Below are 19,731 nucleotides of genomic sequence, written 5' to 3' on the forward strand. Positions count from 1 at the left end.
ATGGCTTGATAGAGAAGATTTCCGCCGAATAGCCAGCATGGCATCCTATCTAGGCAGACGTGATGGCTGTAGCTGGTTCGAGCTAACAACGGACATAAGTAATGTTGACAAACTAACAGATATTATTGACACCTTGAAGTCCTATGGCGCGGAGCTTGACAAAGACTCGCGCAGCGTTCTTGAAAAGCTCCTTGAAGAGTCAAGCATAGTTGAGATATATGCATCCCCCAAGGGATTCCTTCTACGATCAAAACGCCTCCTAACAGATTATCTTGCCGTATTTAGGGATAAAGGGGTCGTCAGATACTCTAGGGCTCTTAGAGGATTCGTAGTGAAGCCTTACGCGCTGCTTGATGTAATTGAGAGGCTACGGCATGAAGGCTTCAGTATACATGACCGTACAGGGCTTCTCGGGACAGGCAGCTACCCTATCTCGTTCAGGGGAAAACTGCGTGACTACCAGGAGGAGGCAGTAGATACTTGGATACGTAACGGGTATCGTGGAGTTATCGCGTTGCCCACTGGAGCCGGCAAAACGGTGGTAGCGCTGGCGGCCATGGCCAGGCTCTCTGTGCCTACACTCATAGTAGTTTACACCCGTGAGCAGCTCGTGGAGTGGATGGATAAGATAGAAAAGTTCACCTCCCTCTCCAAATCGTCTGTCGGTGCCTTCTACTCTGACGAGAAGAGCGTGAAGCCTGTTACTATCGCTACTTATCAGTCCGCCTTCCGTAACATCGGCTTGCTATTTGATAAGTTCTCTCTCCTCGTAGTTGATGAGGCTCACCACCTGCCTGCTGATAAGTTTAGGGCTATTGCAGAATCCGTGCTTGCACCCTATAGGCTTGGTTTATCGGCTACACCATACCGGGAGGATGGTAAACATGAGGAGCTTTTCCGGCTCGTAGGCGGAGTAGTCTATGAACGTTCTATCGAGGACCTCATGTCTGCTGGGTACATAGCATCATTCGAAATAATTCCCGTGCTTGTGGATCTTAGCCGGAAGGAGCTGGAGGAGTACAAGAGGCTCCGTAAGGACTACCTAGTACTAGCTAGGGGTAGGAGGGTAGAGGAACTCGTAAAGGCTGCGTCGATGGGCGACGAGTCGGCCCGTAAAGCTCTGCAGCTATTGGCTCGGATTAGGCGTATACTAGCACTGTCAAAGTCCAAGCTTGAGAAGGCTCGGAGCATTATAGAGGCTGAGTACATGAGAGGCTCGAAGATAATAGTATTTACGCAGTATGTTGACCAGGCCCAGGCTGTTGGAAAAGAGCTTGGAATCCCCGTGGTGACTGGAAAGACGGAGAAAAGCAAGAGGAAAATCATATTCGAGCTATTTAAGCATAATAGGTTAAAAGCGCTTGTACTCACAACTGTAGGGGATGAGGGTATAGATATACCTGATGCTAATGTAGGCGTGGTGCTCTCCGGCACTGCCTCAAGAAGACAGTTTATACAGAGGCTTGGAAGACTGCTCAGGCCGAAACCCGGCAAATCTGCAAAACTCTACTATATAGCAATACGAGGCACTCAAGAGGAGGCTACTCTAAGAAAGCTGCTACGCTCCCTCTGACCGCTAGTAGCATGTCGTAGTTCCAGCCTTGCCCGGCCTGCCAGGCTCTTGATCCATGGAGGCACGTAATGTACTAAAAGTGGAACGTTATCACCAGAATGCTGGAAGGAGGGACTACTCTATGAGTGATGGAGGTCTGCAACTATACGTTAGCGGCCAGGGTAACATGGATCTAGTGTATGAGAATAGCTTGCCCGAGGTCACGTTAGGGGGTTCCGGGCACCCAACTACCTACTCGACAACATTCGAGCATGGCATAAGATCCGCCACTGTGGACAAGGCGCTGCTCGAGGTTGGGGCAAGGAGCGCTACCATGGAGATACCCCGGTGGAAGGTGCTATTTAACGGTGTTGTAGTTACGAGAGAGTTTAAGCCGAGTATATGTGCCAGAATGGGGGATGGCTTTTTCTGTAAGCTGGTGTTCGATGTCACACCCATAGTCAACTCGAAGCGACGCAAGGATCACACTGTGGGCATCGAGTATATGGGTGTAAGAGAGTTTGTGGTAGACCATGTAGGTCTACTGCTCATGGGATCCTATGATACAGTCCGCTCGTTTTACCATTTCTGGAGCGGTGCGATATCACTCAAACCCGGCGATGTCATTGAGCTGAGCCTACCGGGGCGGCTCAGCGGTATGAAGGCTAGAATAGTGGCTTACATACCACACACGAGTGCGAGCCTTGTAGTTAGCACCGGTGAGGGTACTTCAACGATAAGCAAAAGCGTTGGTACAAACGAGTTTGCCCTGGATATAGGCGATGCAGTACAACTTAGGCTTGAGCATAAAGGCACCGGCGAGTACTATCCCAGGGAGCTGCTAGTGTCTTCGATACTCGTGTACCGCATCGAAGCACCGGAGCCTAGGATAGAAGCCAGCTACAGTGTTAGCGCTGATGCTTTAAAGCTCGAAGTGTCCAATGCCGGCGACGATAGGGCCGAGAATCTTGTCGTGACAGTATTCGCGGTAGGAAACGTGGTCGACAGGGCTGTGGTGGGCGAGCTGAAGCCAGGCGAGTCAAAGACGCTCAATCTAAGGCTGAAGCCAGGCTCTACGAACACAGTGCGTGTGATATGGAGGCATCGTGGCAAGCTTATGTTCAGGGATATAAGGCTTAGGCCTGACTAGGGCTCACCGGCCGCTAGGCATAGGTGCGTGATGAGTTACTCCCGGACGGATAAGCATGTGGGGGATGAAGATAACTTACCCAGCTGAGTCCTGGCCCCTCTTCATGAAGCTCTCCAGGCTAGTATTCGTAGCGTAGGTTACGAACTCTTCCAGGCTCATGGCCTTCTTGAGCACTTCCTCGTCTATCCTTATTCTCCCGGAGGAGGTCTCCTTGGCCACTCTTAGCGGTACTAGGCGCCAGCCCTGATGCGGCCTCTTAACTGCTATCAAGGGTGTGGCTCCTGCCCTGCGAGCAAACTCTAGGAGTTTCTGTATCTGCTCCTTCTCGATGTAGATGGGGGAGTTGTCACTGCGGTATTTAACCTCAAGCGCGAATATCTTGCCTTTAAACATGGCCACTATATCCGGGTACACGGCTTTCCTCACACGGGCGCCGCTAGCGGGTGCGCGCACGACAGCGAAGCCGCTGCCCCAGAGCTTCCTCACAAGCTCCCGCTCAGCTTCAAAACCCCTCCTCCGCCTAGTATCGCTCATTGCGTATCCGCCCGCTCCCTCTGAGGGATGGAGGGGCGGCTAGCCCGTCATATTGACCCTTATGGATACCCCGTACTTGTCCTCGAGCTTCTTTATCTTCTTCATCTTCTTCATGAGTGCCTTAGCCGCAACCCTCGGCACGTTAACAACTACTAGGTTGTCCTTCACCTCCACCTCGGCTCCAGGAAGCATACGCTCTATTAGCCTCTTTATCCTTTCTCCGAACGCTGAAAATGATACCTGTTTCACGGGCACTACTACGGTCTGCTCTCCGAATGTGTAGATCTCGTAGGCTAACTCGCCGGTGAGAGCATCACGAACCTCTACAACCGGTCTAGCAAGCTCTGCTTCCCGGAGCCCCGTGGGCAGCTTCACCGTCATACGGAGCTCGTATACGGTTTCCACGCGTCCCTTGTTTATGAATATCACAGTGTCTATTATGCTTGGGAGCATGCCTATATCTACTCTACGGATGAACCGCTGCACCGCGTCTATCGGCGTGGTAGCGTGAACTACTCCAATCATCCCAATGCCTGCTAGGCGTAGGTCTATGTAGAGGCGGAAGTCCTGGTCGTCGCGGAGCTCGTCGAAGACCGTGTAGTCGGGCCTGCTGAGGAGGAGTATATCATGGAGCTCTCCTATGTCAGCACAGTTCTTTGAGTATTGCGTTATGTCCGGAGGCAGTATCATGTCGCGTGGCGATTCTATTGTCTTAACCACCTTGCCTTTACGCGCATAGTACTCTGCAAGAGCTTGGGCGAAGGTTGTCTTGCCCATGCCCGGCGCCCCTGCTATTAGTATGCCCTCCGCTCTTTCGTCAAGCCGGCGCAGGAGCTTCGACGGCAAGTTGTAGTCCTCTATGTGGAGCTTCTTCACGGGCCTTACTGCCGTTATCTCCCAGCCCTCGCTTAGTGGCGGCCTAGTTATCACTATCCTGTAGCTGCCGAGCTGGATTATGGTTGAGCCTTCCCGGTCTATCTCTATGAACCCGTCCGGGCGGCGTTTAGCGGCTTCAACGGTCTCCTGGGCTATGGTTTCCACGTCCTCCCTGCTTAGCGGCTTAGCGGACAGGTCTACGAGGACCCAGTTGCCGGGGGTGCCCTTCTTTGCCCGGGGAGGACTCCCCTCTTTGAGATGGACGCTCATAGTGTTCTCGTCGAAGAATTCTTCAAGGCGTAGCTTCTCCTCCCCATGCGGCTGTATGTATATTACACTTACTCCTATTGCCTCGGCTACTAGCGCTTGTATGCGGTCGGCTGTGATGAGAGTTGCACCCGCCTCATAGGCATAGTCCCTTATGATGGCATCTATCGCGCCTATCCCAGCGCCTCTGATTTCCTGCAGGCTTGGCCTCTGGCCAGCCAGCTCGAGGTCTATGAGGCCCTTCTCGGCTAGCTCTCTTAGCCTGCGTATCTCCTCAAGGCCTGCGTAGCCAGTGGCCCTCCCCTTGTTGGCCTGGCTCTCAAGCTCGGCTATGACGGCTCTGTGGATTATTATCTTGCCCCTTATTTTTCCCTCACTAATGAGTTTTGAGACCACGCCCTCCACAATGACGCTTGTATCCGGCACATACACTGGCACATGCTCTAGAGTGTACACGGCCCCATGCAGCCCCCGCTATGATGCATAGTACCACCTGGAGAGGCTCTAAAGCTCTAATTCTCTCAGCAGAGAGGAGGCGTAGCCATTAGCTTCGGCTGCCTCCCAGAAGCGTAGCCGCAGGACCGCCGACGCTAATGGGGAGGAGATGCCGCGCGTGAGGATTGATGTTAGCAGGCTTGCGTCCACACTACTAACGCTAGGCTATATATATGTAACGGTTGACCAGCTGGCCTACATACTTGGAGTCTCCACACGGACCGCCGGCAGGATTCTGGCGGAGATGGCTAGGCGTGGGCTGGCCAGACGATGGAGCAGAAGAGCATATAAGCTTGAGCTTCCAAGCCGCTACGAGGTGAGCGGTTAAGGTGACTAAGCCCGTCAAGCTCGTGCTGGTGACAGCAGAACATCACCCGCAACACCGGCTATGGGTACAGCTATTAGAGGAGGTCGCCAAGGAGACGGGCCTAGAAAAGGAGATACGAATAGAGGACTACCTACTGCTCACAGAGCACGGCGATACCGATGATCTAGGCATGCCCTGGCTCCCACAGCTCCTAGTGCAGCTGGATGATGGCTCATTCCAGGTCCTGCTCTCCCGCCTACCTCTTGGAAAGGATCTAAACCCTGATATCGAGGAAGCTAAACACATAGTACTTAAAAACATTAGAGAGCTGCAAAACCCCCAGAGCCTTAGCTATATGTTTTACTACTGCAACTAGTGTAACAGGGTGGAGCGCAGCCTATACCCATATTAGGACAAGACTAGAGGCTGAGCCAGGCCCTCGGAAACCCCTAACACTACCGCTTCAGAAGTAGTATGCAGAAACACGGGCTAAACTCCAAGGGTGACAGGGCGTGAAAATCCTAGTAATAAGATCCGATGAGGGCAAGCTAACCCGCTCAGACGTAGTCGAAGGCGATTTTAATACAGTAGCGAAGGACATAGTAAGGAAAGCCCTGGAGGAATGGCACCCTAGCGAAAGCGATCTAACAGCCCTACGGACCAAGTTTGAGCTAAGATACAAGCTCCCAATAGACCCCGACCTCTATGATAAGCTGGTAGAACTCAACCTAGAACTCATGAGGGAAGGTAACGAGCTTGTAGTTAATCTACCGGTACTGACCATAAGCTTCGATAATGCATGGCTCGAGGACGCATACCTTGACAGACGCATGTATGTGATATCCTACTACCTTGACGAGGCGGCAAAACGACAGCTAGAGGAGTACGCCATAGAGGCAACAAAAGAGCCCAAGAAGATGGGCGGGGAGGCACAGCTATCGCTTGGCGAAGAGGAGATCAAGCGACTCGAGGAAGGCTTGGAAGAGCTAGAGGAGAGGCCTAAGAAGAGGCGTAGAAGCCGGAAAAGATAGCTTTCTTCAAGCTAGCCCCGGCGGCTAAAGAAGGCCTCAAGCCTCGAGGAGCCTATTATCTCATCCCACGACATACTTATTGCAAGCAGTAGCTGTTCAAACACATTCCTCATGCTCTCCACATACTTCTCTACATCAACCTCCGGCAGTCTTGCGAGTTGGACCGGCTTAACACCCTCCTTGCCCTTCACTTTAACGAAGGATATGACATCACCTGGCAGCACCTGCACCCCCGCCCTTATGAGCTGCCGCGCAGCCTTCACATGCTGGGGCGTATTCTTGGTATAGGCCTCAACGGGCTTGTTTAAAGCCATCCTTATGGCTAGCTCGTCTAAGTTGAACTCCAGGTCGCGCAGGCCATGGTATACTTTGCGCAGCCTTTCACGTATAACTCTCCTCACCTTTATGAAGTCCTCAGGGCTCTTAACAGAGCCTATAACTGCTAGCATCTCGCTAAACTCCTTCTTGAGGAACTCCGGCGTATTACGCTTCTTAGCGACCATACCCTTGACATCGATGCTTCCATCCTCGTAGGCGCCTATATAGTTCTTCTTCAGGCCGCTAAATGTCACGAATTTATAGACCTTATCAACCTCAAGGTCTAGGCCAAAGTTCTTCTCTACATACTCTTGCAGCTCCCGCAGCTTATCCTCATCTGGATTCCATATGAATAGTGAGTCCGTATCGCCATAGAGCACGCGGAGCCCTAGTTCGCCAGCCTTCTGCAGCGTCTGCTTGATAGTATACCTGCCTATGGCTGTGACGCTCTCCGCTACCGGCGGCGCGTAGAACGGGAAGCTCTCGGCCCCGAAGACTCCATAGCTGGCATTTATATACACCTTCATGGCTGCCTGGACTGTATTATACCATGCTCTAACATCATCCGGCAGACTCTTATCCTTGGCCTTCTTCTTGTATATCTTGACTCGATAGTCCCTAAGCAGGCCAACTATCTGCGAGGTCAGGCCGGGTATGCTCATGCACACCTTATGCCCTACATCGGGAACCTCCACTAGCTTCGATTCGGGGCAGTATACGGGGTTTACGGTCTCGTAGCTTAGGTTCCACCTCTTTATTATACTGGGGTACAGGCTGGCGAAGTCAAGCACCACTATGTTGAAGTATATGCCGCTAGGCGGGTCAAGGACTAGCGCCCCCTGATACTTCTTACCCTTTATCAGGGCTTCAGAGCGGGTGGTGCCCTTAAGCCGTATTATCTCCTCCCTTGATGGTATTAGGTAGCCCCTCCTCCTATGCTCCCAGTAGAATAAGCTCTTCACCCAAGCTGAGACCTGGCTTCTCGTGACATCCTCCAGAGGCAGCTTGGAGATACGCATTAGCAGTATGATAAGGGACCATACCAGGTCGTTGTTGAACGTTGTTAGCCTAAGGGTTAGATCAGCGTCACGCACATTATACCTGACCAGCTCAAAGAATGGTAGGTCGCTTACAGTAGACTCGACCTCCACCTTGTGCTCCCCCAGCAACGCAGAGGCTATAGCATCAAGGGTGAACTCCTGGTAAGCGTTGCCGAAGGCATATGCCTGAACCGCCTTGGTGCTGAAGAACTTATAGAGGTCTATATGGAAGCCGTACTCCAATGTCACATAGTCGCTTCTAGCACGGAATGGTATGTACTCGCGTGGTATGCCTAGTTTTACTGCCCGGTTGTAGAGGTAGGGGAGGTCAAAGTTATCACCGTTGAAGGTGAGCAGCACCGGGTAGTTTGATATAAGCCGGAACGCCTCCAATATGAGTGCACGCTCATCGTCGAATATCTCTACGTGTAGATTCTCGGGTAATGGGCCACGCGGGGGATTCATAGGCACGCCCGGGCGCGCCAGCACATAGACCGCGCGCCACCCCTCGTCCGAGGACATAGCTACACTGATTACAGGGTAGCTGGCTGTGGAAGGGTCTGGTATACGGCCCTTGAAGGGAGTGAATACCTCGATGTCCACTGCAAGTCTACGAGGCTTAGGGGGAGGCTGCTCAAACAGGGAGAGCCATTTTACTGCCATCTCAATAGTGCTTTCATCCTCACCACTGAATATCTCGCGTATATGGCGCTCATCGTCCCCGCTAGCCTCTCCCCCCAGGAGGATTAGCCTGCCCTTCCCGACGCGGTACTTCATTCCAGGCACTAGCCCATAATCATATATATAGTTGTGGTGAAACTTTATATTGGCCTCCCAGGCGCGTGGAACCTTGTCACGGAGCACCCTCACCACATCGGGGGTCTTTACAACGATCTTAGTAACCTTCCTACGCTGCCAACGCAGGAGATCAAACTTCTCCACAACCTCAACATGGTCGAACCCCTTATGCCGCACCACCTCGTGAAGCTCCTGCAGCTTGTCCGGTGGTATATCGGTTAGAAAGTATGGCATGTAACCAGTCCTATCAAAGTAGACGTAGACAATGCCATTACGGTCGTCATATATCTTAGCCGCCGCAACACCCCTCTCCCCGTCATACATTGTTTGAAGCAGGAAACCCTCAACCCCATCACGCGCTTCCAGGGGTTTGCGCGTAAGCGGGAGAGCGGAAAGTCTCTCAAGGGCACCCCGTGAGCCCCCTAGCAGCGAACCCAGCTTCCCTGCCAGATCATCTCCATACCCCGCGGGGGGCGTAGAGCTCTGAGGCACCATAGTGCTCCATGCATGCTGCTCAGCCCAGGTTTCTGCATCCACGTTCACCACGGCCTTCTCTGTCGTTAGCCCTTGGTGCGTAGCAAGCTGCGGCTGAGCCTTCATGCCGCCAGTGAGATCAGCCCCCTCCCGATCATCGTCTCTTGGATGGCTAGACCCGCGTCTCCTAGATGAGGATATTTCCGATAACAGTTCGTAGAGGCTGTTATCGTATAGCCTCTCCACCCCGGCCCTCCTGGCCGTATTCCCCTCCCAGAGGGGCTTAGCACCATCCCTCTCGCTGCCCGTACCATCCCCGCTCTCGGTGGTTCGACCCTTAGCCCTGCGGGCGCCGGTTACGCCACCAGCTAGGAACTCGAGTAGGTCGCGCTCCCCTCCACGCCTCTTTGAGCGCCTAACCACGCACCGCCCCCCTATCCAGCTCCCACGTATCACCGTATAAGGTGGGTGACCTAAGCCGCGCGCAGAGTCCCTTAGAATTGCATGTAATGTTTAAAAGGAGCCTGGAGCGCCTTGAGCCTATGGATGGAGTGGCCCGGGCGGGCCCGTAGTCTAGCCAGGATAGGACGCCGGCCTGCGGAGCCGGTAGTCCGGGGTTCAAATCCCCGCGGGCCCGCCACAGCACATCCTCGCCGCTCATAACCTGCATGGATGACCGTCTTGGCTGGCTACCCAGACGCTGCCACGCTGCCCCCGTGGTGTACAGGCCGCAGACCATCCAGTACTCCTCTATCCCCCGGCGACATCCTAGTGGCTGGAGATGGGCGGGTACTCCTCTACGTACGCCGCCTCAACGCCGCAAAGATCCTGGTGGTCCCCAAGTATATCAGCGGCCCAGGACCCTGGAGACTGCCCCGCCTAACCAGCCTCAGACGAGTAATAGGCACATACTCTCCCCGTGGGGTGGCCTCGCTAAGCCATCTCACTGATAAGGAGCATCTCCCCTACTACGGCGTCGAAGCCCCCGTCTACGACATGGCCTCACACCGAGGGCTTGTATGCAGCCTACGCCCGCCGGTCGAGAATTACATTAACGAGCTGGATAAGATCTCTGGAGGCTACTGGTCGCTCCTTGCTGAGAGGCTGCCAGGGCTACTCGAGTGCGGCAAGCCTACGGGATCGCTGCTCACAGCATCAATAAGGGAATTCTCCGACATAGACGTGGTATACGTCATCGATAGTAGCTCCTGCATAAAAGCACTGGAAGAGCATCTGGAAAGCCGAGTCACGCCGCTCCCCAGAAGCCAGCTCGAAGAGTGGGCCCTGAGGGAGGCAAGGGCCCGGAGCCTCCCCGCGAGCACTGTTGCTAGGCTCTACCGCCCCTGGGCCCGGTTCATACTGGGAAGGAGAACAATCTCATTCTCAGCAGCTTCATGGAGGCTCCGCTGGAGAGAGGAGAGGAGAATCATCCATGTGACGGGAGGGCCCCTAGAGGTGAAGCTACGTCTCGAGCCTCTTAGCCCGGGACTAGCCGATTTCCCCGGTATAGCTGAGACTAGGGAAGGTATACAGCTAATTGTCTATGATGGCTTGTTCCTTCCGGCCCTATACGAGGGGGGAGTGTTCAGGGTGCGGGGGCTCGCTGCAACAATAACTCTCCCAGGGGGGGACGCCGAGGCTGTAGTGGTGGGGGTTAGGGAAGCGCTAACCTTCATAGAACCATTATAGAAGTGCAGTCCATGCCCCTGGCAACGCGGCCCGCTGGAGAGCTAATGAAAAACGTCAACAAGCCTATCAAGGCTGCTAGGTAGTTGCATGCTCTAGGCTTGACCGCAGTATCTCTACCGCGCGCTCCAGAGCCTTCTTCCTCTCCTCCTCGCTCCCCGCGGCCAGCGCATCCACAACCGCTGCGAAAAGGCGGTAGAGATTGGCTACCTCACCCCTAAGCTTGTCGGTTTTCTCCTCTAGGTCGGATATACGCGTATTCATAGTATCCATCAATACGTCTATGGTGTGAAGCAGCTCATCAAGCCCCTCCGCATGATGATGGTGGTGGTGCTCATGCTCGTGATGGGTCTCGGCGACCTCCTCAACCACCTTCTGCAGGTCTGCCTCCTTCTTAGGGAGAGTCATACGCATGCGCTTACCCATTATGCATCACCGCTGCCGAAGCGCTCCTCCTTCAGCAGGGTTTAACCCTCGTCCTCCTCCCCTTCAAATACCTCCTCCTCGAATTCATCGAATTCACCGGTGAGCACGAGATCTCTACTATACCTGCTGCCATTGGCCAGGTATAGGATGACCTTCTTGGCGCCCCGCGAGTCTATGCACTTGGTCTCGTACTGTACACCATTAACATCCTCGGCGATAATACGCCTCATACCAGGCGCGTCGCAGTCTTCGGCCCAGAACCTCTTAATGAGGCCGAGGGCTGCCATACCCTCCATATAGGCTACGTGAATACGCCTACGCTGCTCTGTCATGTACACCCCCTTCCCCGTAATCGGTATGCACAGGTATATCATTAAACTCTGCCGCCAAACCGGCCTCCGACTGGCGTCTAAGCCCCTCAGGCTATGCCGCAGCAATGCACTAGTGATATAATAATTGAGGCTAGAGCTATTAGCGAAGCAAGCATGTTAACAGAGCGCAGCGCCTCCGGCCTACCGCTGCGTGGAACAAGCATTCTCTGAGCGGCGGATGTAAGAGCGAGAAGTACAGTACCCGCGTATATTATAGCAAGTGCCGAGCCGCTGCACAAGGGGGGCCCAGCCTCCAGGCTGCCCCCACCCCGAGGGGTGCTTAACGACTTTAGCTAGCAGCCCCGGGGCGATGCCTTCCAGGGGCGGCAGCACCGTGGAGGGCAGCGATAAGCTCGCTGAGCTTGCCCTGCGCATGGCCAGAGCATTCAAATCCTTCCAGGGGTTTATCTACCAGCGGGGAATAGACGATCCGAGAGATGTACTAGCGGTAGCAAGGTCCAGCGGCATAGGCATGCTACTGAACAATATTGTCCTAAGCCAGGAGCATGGAATATACGCGCTGCTCCCGAACGATAGGGCCTGCAGGACCGAATGCACCTATGAAAGAGGCTGCAAGCCTAATGATAGCGAATGCATAAACAAGTGCATGAACGAGTGCAGGTCAAGGACTGTAGAAAGAATAGTGGAGGCGCTGGAAAAGTATGCCGGCTCCAGACGTGGGCATGGTAAGCCTTAACGCGCTTATCCGCTCTCTCCTGGTACTCTTCATAGCAATAGACCCGCTGGGGAATGCTCCACTATTCTACGGGCTCACCGCAACCCTGTCCGATGAGAGGCGCAGCACGATAATAAAGAAGAGCTGCGAGGTAGCAACACTGATACTCATAGCATTCGCGCTGGGCGGAGACATGCTGCTCTACTACTTCGGGCTATCGCTAGCAGACTTCCGCATCTCCGGCGGCATAATACTGCTCATCTACGGCATAGCTGGCATATTCGGCTGGACGGAGGCAACGATGCTCCAACGCCCAGAAGACGCCGAAACCATAGCCATAGTGCCCCTGGCGACGCCTCTGCTAGCAGGACCCGCTGCAATAGCTACCGTGCTATACGTCAAGGCCGTATACGGCATACTGTACGCGATCACCGCCATACTAGTCAACACCATTATAACCTTCATAACGCTCATAAACAGCGATAAGCTGATGAAGCTGCTTGGTAGCAATGGTGCAATAGCACTATCCAAGATTATGTCGATACTCCTAGCCGCAATAGCGGTTGCCATGATACGAGAAGGGATAATAGAAGCCATGAACGAGGCAGGGTAAGAGTTCAGCAGAAAAACACTCTTAGCTTGCTAAAGGCTAGAGCTCCATGCCCCCTTTAAGCTCACGGAGAGCTTTCTCTACCTCCTCAAGCCTGCGCATCATTAGGCGGCGCTCTATCGAAGCCACGAGACGCCTAGTGGGTATCACCGCGTCGGGATTCACGCTGATGCTATCAATACCGCTGGCAACGAGGAACTCAACAACCTCCGGGTAGACGCTCGGAGCCTGCCCACATATCGATACCGTACGGCCGTGGCGGTGGGCGGCGTCTATGAGCATTTTTATCGCCCTCAGCACAGCGGGGTCACGCTCGTCGAAGTAGCCCATACCAGCCAGCAGCTGCGAATCCCTGTCAACACCTAGCACAAGCTGGGTTAGATCGTTGCTGCCTATGCTGAATCCGTCCACAAGCTTCGAGAACTCGTCGGCAAGCAGTACTACGCTAGGCACCTCAGCCATTATCCATACTTTGAAGTCCTTACCCCGCTGAAGCCCCTCGTCAGCCATTATCTCGAGGACCTTCTCAACCTCCCACGTGGTCCTCACGAAGGGCAGCATCACCCATACGTTCTTCAGCCCCATCTCGTCGCGAACCTTCTTTATCGCCCTTACCTCGAGGCGGAAAGCCTTCTCGTAGGCAGGGTGGATGTACCTAGAGACGCCGCGCCAGCCCAGCATCGGGTTACGCTCTTCAGGCTCGTACTTCTCGCCGCCCTTGAGCCCGCGGTACTCGTTGGTCTTGAAGTCGCTGAACCTCACAACAACAGGCCGCGGGTATATCGCGCTAGCAACCTTAGCTATACCCTCTGCGAGCCTGTCTACAAAGAAGTCGGCCTTACCGGTCTCTATGAGGTAGAGCGGGTGATAGCCTATCCAGTCGGTGAGTATGAACTCTATCCTCATCAGCCCAATGCCGTCGAACGGGAGGTGCACATACTTGTCTATAACGTCGGGCTCGCCGAGGTTCATGTATATCTTGGTGCCCGTGACGGGGTAGAGATTGCGGAGGGTCTCAGGGTCTATGGCTGCAGCGGCTGCGGCGGCCTCCTCCCCTGCCTTGCTCCTGGATATCTCGACTCTCCCCTCGTAGACCACGCCGCGGCTGCCATCAACCGTTACCAGGGTGCCCGTCTTAATGACCTTTGTAGCGTTTCCTGTGCCGACCACAGCGGGTATACCGAGCTCGCGGGAGACTATGGCGGCGTGGCTCGTCATACCGCCCTCGTCGGTGACTATGGCGGCCGCCTTCTTCATCAAAGGAACCCAGTCGGGATCGGTCATCCTGGTTACCAGTACGTCGCCTTCACGGAATTCCTGCGCTTCAGGGCTATGGGGGTCAAGGATTACCCTGGCTACGCCAGTAGCTACGCCAGGGCTTGCAGGGAGGCCGCGGACCAGTACCCTGCCGCCGGTCTCCTCTGCCGCCTTAGCCTCGGCCTCCCTCGCTTCGCCGGCTTCGGCCTTTCTCCTGCTCCAGACCGTCTCGTATCTAGCCTGTACTATGAATATGTTGTTGGGAGGCTGAATATCCTTATCGATGGCCCACTCAATATCCATTGGGTGATTGTAGTGCTTCTCTATCATTAGCCCATACCTGGCCAGGGCCTTTACCTCGTCATCGCTCAGGCTAGGCTCGGTTGCCTTATCCTCGGGGAGCTTTACCTCAACCGTCCCGCCGGTCTCCGGGTCATAGGTTATCATTATCTCCTTGCGGCTTATCTTCTTATCAACTATCTCCAGGGTCTTCTTGTCTACAACGAACTCGTCCGGCGTCACCTTACCCGCCACGACAGCCTCGCCCAGACCCCAGCTTGACTCTATGACGATAACGCTAGTATCTCCCGTGACCGGGTGAAGCGTGAACATGACACCCGCGGAGCGGGCGTTAACCATCTTCTGGACTACAACGGCCATAGCAGTCTTGAAATGGTCTATCCCATGCTGTGCCCTGTAGAATATGGCGCGGGCAGTGAAGAGGCTAGCCCAGCAGGCCTTAACCTTCTCAACAACCTGGTTGGCACCCTTAACGTTTAGATAGGTGTCCTGCTGCCCTGCGAAGCTGGCCTCCGGAAGATCCTCTGCGGAAGCGCTGCTCCTAACAGCGACGAGAGGCTCCTCGATACCGACGCGCTTGCCCAGCTCGATGTAATAGCTCTTCACAACCTCTGCTATCTCTCTTGGCATCTCAGCAGCCATTATCATCTCTCTTATCTTCCTGCTAGCCTCCTCAAGGGCTCTGGTATCGTTCACATCAAGGTTCTCGAGAATGCTCTTAATCTTATCCCGGAGCCCGGTGCTCTCGATGAATTTCTTGTATGCTTCAGTCGTGACAACAAAGCCGGGCGGGACAGGGACACCGGCCGAGACGAGCTCGCCGAGGTTTGCACCCTTGCCACCAGCAAGCTCAACATCGTTAGCACGTAGCTCCTCGATCCATACAACGAGAGGCCTCTGCCCGGCCAAGACCCCATCCCGGGGCCTCCTCTAGCGGGAGATCCACAATATAAGCATTCAAACAAGGGATAACAGTAGCAAAAACTCAGAGCCATAATCGTTTATAATGACTAATCATTCTGTTGCGGTTAACTGGGGAGCCCCAGGACAATCAGTCGCAAGGCATCTAGTTACAATGCAAGGACGGGAATGGTCAATCTTGCTTCTCGGAGTGGCGACGGAGGCCTATGCGATACTCCCTGTCGCCTACAGCAATTATCGCGTAGACCTCATCTAGATCCTCTACGGGGCCAAAGTATATCTCAACGCTCGACCCAGGGGCAACTCTCCTGCCAAGCGTTATGCGCTCTGTTATTTCCCTCCGGATGGTTTTCGCCTCAACCTCGCCGGAAAGATGCTCGCTTTTCAACACCCTTACACTATACTTTACCTCAACAGCTTTGAGGTCCAAGCCCTCCTTGCAGCCGTTAACAACTACTATATAGGGTCCCTCCACCCTGTAGTACATGCACTCGGCCAACTGCTCAACAATGTCTCCAGACTGGGTCATGTACTCCACCCCATTATACTGAGGGGAGAGCTCCTATATTTAACCTGGAGGCTGCGACATTGACGGTCAGAACCGGTGGAGGCCACTCATCGCCCCTAGGCTGCGGGGCTTGTAGACGTGCAATCTTCTTCATCCCGTATGTGAGCCACAGCATAACCCAGCCTAATAAGGAGGAAGCCCGGGCCACTGGCCGGCCGGGGAGTGATGATAAACCCCGTCTCGCGAGCCCCTCCGGCGGTGAAGAGTGCACCGGTTACTGACCCTCTTCAATAAAATCATGCACCCTGGCCGGCTGGCTACGTGTCTTAGAGGGCGGCTGGCATCGGCAGAGCAACTCCTCGTCACCATGTCAGCTGAAAACCGGGCTCATCCCAGCCAGCCGCCCTGGGGGAGGGGGGCCCCACGCTATGGGGGAGCGGTAAATATTTTCCCTATGAATGAGAAAGAGGTGTCTACTCTCGGGCAGTGCTAGTTTGACCGGCAATACGGACTCGTCACGGGTATCAACTCTGCTTAACCGTGTACACCAGTTCTATACGTCGCTAGCGGAGCCCTTCGTGGGGAGGGAGGAGGAGGCTAGAGTTATCACACTAGCCATTATAGCCAGAGAGCACACAGTACTTATCGGGGAGCCTGGCACAGCAAAGTCAGCCATGGCCAGGCGCAGCGCCGAGCTAATAAACGCCAAGTTCTTCAAGTACCTGCTAACCAAGTATACGGAGCCGAGCGAGCTCTTCGGCCCCCTAGATCTTAACGCCCTCAAGGAAGGCAGGTATGTCAGGATAACTAAGGGTAAGATGCCGGAGGCCGAGATTGTATTCCTAGACGAGGTCTTCAACGCCAACTCGGCAGTGCTTAATGCGCTACTAAGCATAATGCAGGAGCGTATATGGTACGACGGCTACACCGAGATCAAGGTCCCCCTCTGGACTCTGATAGGCGCCACTAACCGTGTACCGGAGGAGCCCGAGCTCGAGGCTATATATGACAGGTTCCTATTAAGACAGTACGCCAGGCCGCTCCCGGAGAACAGGTGGGGCGAGCTGCTAGAGGCCGGGTGGAGAATAGAGTCCGGTAAAATGCCTCCCGCGAAGCCGGTACTAGACATGACCACTCTCACTGAAGTACATAAGCTCGTGTTTAATGTCGACATATCAGGCATCAAGCCAAAGCTGCTACGCCTATTCGCAGTGCTGGAGGAGAGAGGGCTCCACCTCACTGATAGACGTAAGGCAAAGTCACTTAAGATAATCGCCGCTAATGCCCTGCTCGAGGGCAGGATGAAGGCAGAGGAGCGTGACCTCATAGTACTGAAGTACATAGCTCCAAAGGACATAGAGGACTTTGACAAGGTCAATATCGTGCTCTCCGAGGAGCTACGCATGCCCGAGCGCTTCATAAAGGAGCTCAACGACATCAAGGCCAACGTGAAGGAGGCAGGCAGGCTAGTAGACTCCATGAGAAGCTATGACCCGCGTCTTGTCGATCTCTTCCGCAGCCTCAAGATAGCCAAGAGCAGAATACTTAACATACTCAAGGAGACCGATGACGAGCGTGTCAGAGCGCTCGCAAACGAGACCCTTCACGAGATAGATGAACTCCTTGAGAAAATCTCATATAAGCTGGGGATGTAGGCCATGAGCATACTCAGGGGCGTTAAGTATGATGACCCCCCCGTGAGGTATCGGGGGGAGCGCATAATATCTCTACTGCATAAGCTCCTACCCGAGCCCATTAAGACTCCAGACTACCTCAATGTGGACCTGGCGATAACAGTATACTACTCTCTCTTCCTGCCCTACCCCCTGCTAGAGAGGCCCAGCAACGCCGATGAGAGGGAACTGCTACATTACGCTATAGTGTCCAAGATGCTCTCCTCCCCGAAGATATCTGAGGTAAAGAAGCACACCATAGCGGACACAACCACTAGCATGGTAGCCTCCGCAGTGTTCCTCGAATCGCTAGCCCAGAGGCTCAATAGGATGCCGAGGCCTCAGGGCGGTGACGCATCATCAGAGGAAAGCCGGGGAGCGGAGGAGGCCACGCAGGAGACTAGCAAGCTTGAGAAGGCGGTTGAGAAGGCGCTGGACTCTGCACAGGAGGCTGCGAGGCAGGCTAAGGAGATAACCAATCTGGCAATGAAGTTCGCCGCCGGGAACGCGTCCATGCTGAGCCTCGACGAGGTTATAAAAGATGTTATAAACCTAGCCCGCAATACCGATATAAACATGCTCCTCGAGGCCCTAAAGACTATTGAAAGTACGAAGTCCTACATAAAGTCAAAGAAGCTGCCGAGCCCGCGTGGCGAGCTTGACGGCTACGAGCTGGGCGACAACATAGAAAGGGTTGTTGCCAGCGAGCTTGCTCTGCCCCAGGAACTATTCCTGGTTAAGCTTGCTGAGCGCAACCTGCTACTCTACAAGAAGGTCGTAAACGAGGACTATGGAAAGTTCTATGTACTGCTTGATAAGAGCGGCAGCATGATGGGCATGAAGATTATCTGGGCTAAGGCCGTGGCTCTGGCGCTTGCCCAGAGGGCTGTGAGGGAGCGGCGGGAATTCTACCTGAGGTTCTTCGATAGCATACCATACCCGCCATTCCACATATCCAAGAGAATCCATGGGAGAGATGTGGTAAAGCTACTCGAGTATATAGCAAAGATTAGGGCTAACGGTGGTACCGATATAACCAGAGCTATACTTACGGCTGTAAACGATATAATGACGCGCAGTGCTGCATCAAGGGTATCCGACATAATACTGATAACGGATGGCGAAGACCGCGTGGCCATAGAGACTGTTAGGCGTGCCCTGGCTAGAGCTAATGCCAGGCTACACACCGTGATGATATACGGCAATAACCCTGATCTCAGGGCGCTCTCCGACAGCTACATGATAGCCACTAAGCTGGATAAGGAAGAGGCCCTCAAGGTGGTTATGGCGGGGAGCTAGGGCGGCTCCGCCCTATAGAATTTCACCACGTTATCCACGTTTACCCTGTAGAGTTTCTCCTCGTCCACAACTCCCTCTCTCAGCAGCTCCAGCTGCCTATCAATGATCTCCCAGGGGCATGAGGATACGCAGGGCCTCTTCGGGTCATCTATATAGTCTGACTCTATCATTATATAGTCTGTGTTGGCCTCGGTAAACGCCCTTCTCATGGCCTCCTTCTTGCCCGGTATTGTAGCCCAGAAGCCCTTCTCACCGGCGCGCTTAGCAACGCGGGTTGAGGCGTGGTGGAAGAGGACCCTACTCCTAGGAGCCGACGCCAGCTCGACAAGCTTCTCCGTCGTGTCCACGGTCACGGGGCCTGCATTCTCGAGGTGCAGGTGGACCAGGCAGTCATAGTCACGGGCGTGCTCCAATGCTCTAGTAGTTACCGTGGCTGCTATAGCCAGTCTCTCCGGCATCGTCTTGTAGTGCTGCCTCCCGACCTCGCCTATCCCATCGAGCATACCGCTTCTACACAGCTGGGCCATGTGGTCCACAACGCGCAGGCCCAGGCTGAGAACCTCCTCCGGCTTCATACCCGCTGATACCAGCCGGTCTACCTCGGCCGGATGGAACCCCGCCAGGCATGCAACCCGCAGACCCGCCTCACGAGCCCTCCTACATTCGGTCAGGAACCTCTCGAGAGCCTTGAAGTACATCTCTATTCCTGGAGGGGCGTCTACCCCGTAGTGCCAGGGAGGGAGCATTACAAGGGCCATGAACCAGCCGCCCTTCTCCCGGAATCTCCTGGCTATCTCAGCTGCTCCCAGGCCAGTGGGACTACTATGGGCGTGAGCATCCGCGAACAAGAGCTTCACCATACCGGGCACCTCCTAGAGCATTGCAGCAGGGGCGCCCCGGAGTTATAGAGAGGGCTACGCAAGCCCAAGGGTCGGTGTAGGACCACTCTATCATCCCCCGGAACTTAGACCCCCGGGGCTCCGGGGTAGGGGCGTCCTCATCCCCGAAGAAGCATACCGGGCGGGTATAAACGGTGGAATGTCAGCCCTCACACGGCTCCTCACCGGGCCCGCAGAGACGCGGGAGCCTCAGGCCGGAATCGTTCATCACGTAGCCTCTTCCAGGAGCACTGGAAGAGCATTGGGCAGAATATAATCTAAGG

The 19,731-nt window shown here is 54.5% G+C and carries 18 protein-coding genes and 1 tRNA gene; 11 read left to right on the top strand and 8 right to left on the bottom strand.

Annotated elements, in window-relative coordinates; all coding sequences use genetic code 11:
• The first annotated feature begins 37 nt into the window (after positions 1–37).
• Entirely contained in the window at positions 38–1,573 is a 1,536-nt protein-coding gene (locus ACZ42Y_RS04810) for a DEAD/DEAH box helicase (protein WP_070807836.1), read from the top strand.
• 637 nt (positions 1,574–2,210) lie between these two features.
• On the top strand, positions 2,211–2,702 hold the full coding sequence (locus ACZ42Y_RS04815; RefSeq protein WP_168371318.1) for a CARDB domain-containing protein: 492 nt from the start codon (positions 2,211–2,213) through the stop codon (positions 2,700–2,702).
• A 75-nt stretch (positions 2,703–2,777) separates the two neighbouring features.
• Here the strand turns inward: ACZ42Y_RS04815 and hjc are convergent, their stop codons facing one another.
• Complete coding sequence (gene hjc, locus ACZ42Y_RS04820; protein ID WP_058371019.1) at positions 2,778–3,236, bottom strand: Holliday junction resolvase Hjc; 459 nt, start codon at positions 3,234–3,236, stop codon at positions 2,778–2,780.
• A gap of 39 nt (positions 3,237–3,275) precedes the next feature.
• Positions 3,276–4,835: a PINc/VapC family ATPase gene (locus ACZ42Y_RS04825; RefSeq protein ID WP_058371018.1), complete on the bottom strand. Its 1,560-nt coding sequence runs from the start codon at positions 4,833–4,835 to the stop codon at positions 3,276–3,278.
• Positions 4,836–4,983: 148 nt separating this feature from the next.
• On the opposite strand from ACZ42Y_RS04825, the gene ACZ42Y_RS04830 reads away from it, so the two are divergent.
• The 3 genes from ACZ42Y_RS04830 to ACZ42Y_RS04840 all read left to right on the top strand — a co-directional run bounded on the left by ACZ42Y_RS04830 (position 4,984) and on the right by ACZ42Y_RS04840 (position 6,212).
• Positions 4,984–5,202 carry a helix-turn-helix domain-containing protein gene (locus ACZ42Y_RS04830; RefSeq protein WP_168371317.1) on the top strand — a complete coding sequence of 73 codons (219 nt, stop codon included), beginning with the start codon at positions 4,984–4,986 and terminating at the stop codon, positions 5,200–5,202.
• A 1-nt stretch (position 5,203) separates the two neighbouring features.
• Positions 5,204–5,557: a hypothetical protein gene (locus ACZ42Y_RS04835; RefSeq protein WP_464735182.1), complete on the top strand. Its 354-nt coding sequence runs from the start codon at positions 5,204–5,206 to the stop codon at positions 5,555–5,557.
• A gap of 136 nt (positions 5,558–5,693) precedes the next feature.
• Positions 5,694–6,212, top strand: a complete 519-nt coding sequence (locus tag ACZ42Y_RS04840; protein WP_058371015.1) for a DUF2286 domain-containing protein — start codon at positions 5,694–5,696, stop codon at positions 6,210–6,212.
• 11 nt (positions 6,213–6,223) lie between these two features.
• On the opposite strand, the gene ACZ42Y_RS04845 is transcribed toward ACZ42Y_RS04840, so the two are convergent.
• Positions 6,224–9,265 carry a DNA-directed DNA polymerase I gene (locus ACZ42Y_RS04845; protein ID WP_236698160.1) on the bottom strand — a complete coding sequence of 1,014 codons (3,042 nt, stop codon included), beginning with the start codon at positions 9,263–9,265 and terminating at the stop codon, positions 6,224–6,226.
• 139 nt (positions 9,266–9,404) lie between these two features.
• Between ACZ42Y_RS04845 and ACZ42Y_RS04850 the strand changes: the two genes are divergently transcribed.
• Positions 9,405–9,482: transfer RNA gene (locus ACZ42Y_RS04850), tRNA-Arg, on the top strand.
• A 131-nt stretch (positions 9,483–9,613) separates the two neighbouring features.
• On the top strand, positions 9,614–10,531 hold the full coding sequence (locus ACZ42Y_RS04855; RefSeq protein WP_168371316.1) for a hypothetical protein: 918 nt from the start codon (positions 9,614–9,616) through the stop codon (positions 10,529–10,531).
• Between the two features lie 75 nt (positions 10,532–10,606).
• Here ACZ42Y_RS04855 and ACZ42Y_RS04860 read toward each other — a convergent pair whose 3' ends face one another.
• Together ACZ42Y_RS04860 and ACZ42Y_RS04865 are read right to left on the bottom strand one after the other, a co-directional pair.
• Entirely contained in the window at positions 10,607–10,936 is a 330-nt protein-coding gene (locus ACZ42Y_RS04860) for a hypothetical protein (protein WP_236698159.1), read from the bottom strand.
• A gap of 59 nt (positions 10,937–10,995) precedes the next feature.
• On the bottom strand, positions 10,996–11,286 hold the full coding sequence (locus ACZ42Y_RS04865; protein WP_168371315.1) for a hypothetical protein: 291 nt from the start codon (positions 11,284–11,286) through the stop codon (positions 10,996–10,998).
• A 349-nt stretch (positions 11,287–11,635) separates the two neighbouring features.
• On the opposite strand from ACZ42Y_RS04865, the gene ACZ42Y_RS04870 reads away from it, so the two are divergent.
• Positions 11,636–12,022, top strand: a complete 387-nt coding sequence (locus tag ACZ42Y_RS04870) for a hypothetical protein (RefSeq protein ID WP_058371011.1) — start codon at positions 11,636–11,638, stop codon at positions 12,020–12,022.
• Positions 11,988–12,614: a MarC family protein gene (locus ACZ42Y_RS04875; protein WP_236698158.1), complete on the top strand. Its 627-nt coding sequence runs from the start codon at positions 11,988–11,990 to the stop codon at positions 12,612–12,614. The genes ACZ42Y_RS04870 and ACZ42Y_RS04875 overlap by 35 nt, the downstream gene beginning before the upstream one ends.
• A 36-nt stretch (positions 12,615–12,650) precedes the next feature.
• On the opposite strand, the gene ppsA is transcribed toward ACZ42Y_RS04875, so the two are convergent.
• Both ppsA and ACZ42Y_RS04885 read right to left on the bottom strand, forming a co-directional pair.
• Positions 12,651–15,077, bottom strand: coding sequence for a phosphoenolpyruvate synthase (ppsA, locus tag ACZ42Y_RS04880; protein WP_058371010.1), 2,427 nt, complete (start codon positions 15,075–15,077; stop codon positions 12,651–12,653).
• Between the two features lie 184 nt (positions 15,078–15,261).
• On the bottom strand, positions 15,262–15,618 hold the full coding sequence (locus tag ACZ42Y_RS04885; RefSeq protein WP_058371009.1) for a hypothetical protein: 357 nt from the start codon (positions 15,616–15,618) through the stop codon (positions 15,262–15,264).
• A 473-nt stretch (positions 15,619–16,091) separates the two neighbouring features.
• Between ACZ42Y_RS04885 and ACZ42Y_RS04890 the strand changes: the two genes are divergently transcribed.
• Positions 16,092–17,252, top strand: a complete 1,161-nt coding sequence (locus ACZ42Y_RS04890; protein WP_058371008.1) for an AAA family ATPase — start codon at positions 16,092–16,094, stop codon at positions 17,250–17,252.
• 3 nt (positions 17,253–17,255) lie between these two features.
• Positions 17,256–18,569: a vWA domain-containing protein gene (locus ACZ42Y_RS04895; protein ID WP_058371007.1), complete on the top strand. Its 1,314-nt coding sequence runs from the start codon at positions 17,256–17,258 to the stop codon at positions 18,567–18,569.
• Here ACZ42Y_RS04895 and ACZ42Y_RS04900 read toward each other — a convergent pair.
• Positions 18,566–19,429: a TatD family hydrolase gene (locus tag ACZ42Y_RS04900; RefSeq protein ID WP_058371006.1), complete on the bottom strand. Its 864-nt coding sequence runs from the start codon at positions 19,427–19,429 to the stop codon at positions 18,566–18,568. The two genes, ACZ42Y_RS04895 and ACZ42Y_RS04900, sit on opposite strands and share 4 nt — an antisense overlap.
• Positions 19,430–19,731 lie beyond the last annotated feature (302 nt).

It is taken from the genome of Pyrodictium brockii (assembly GCF_055379715.1).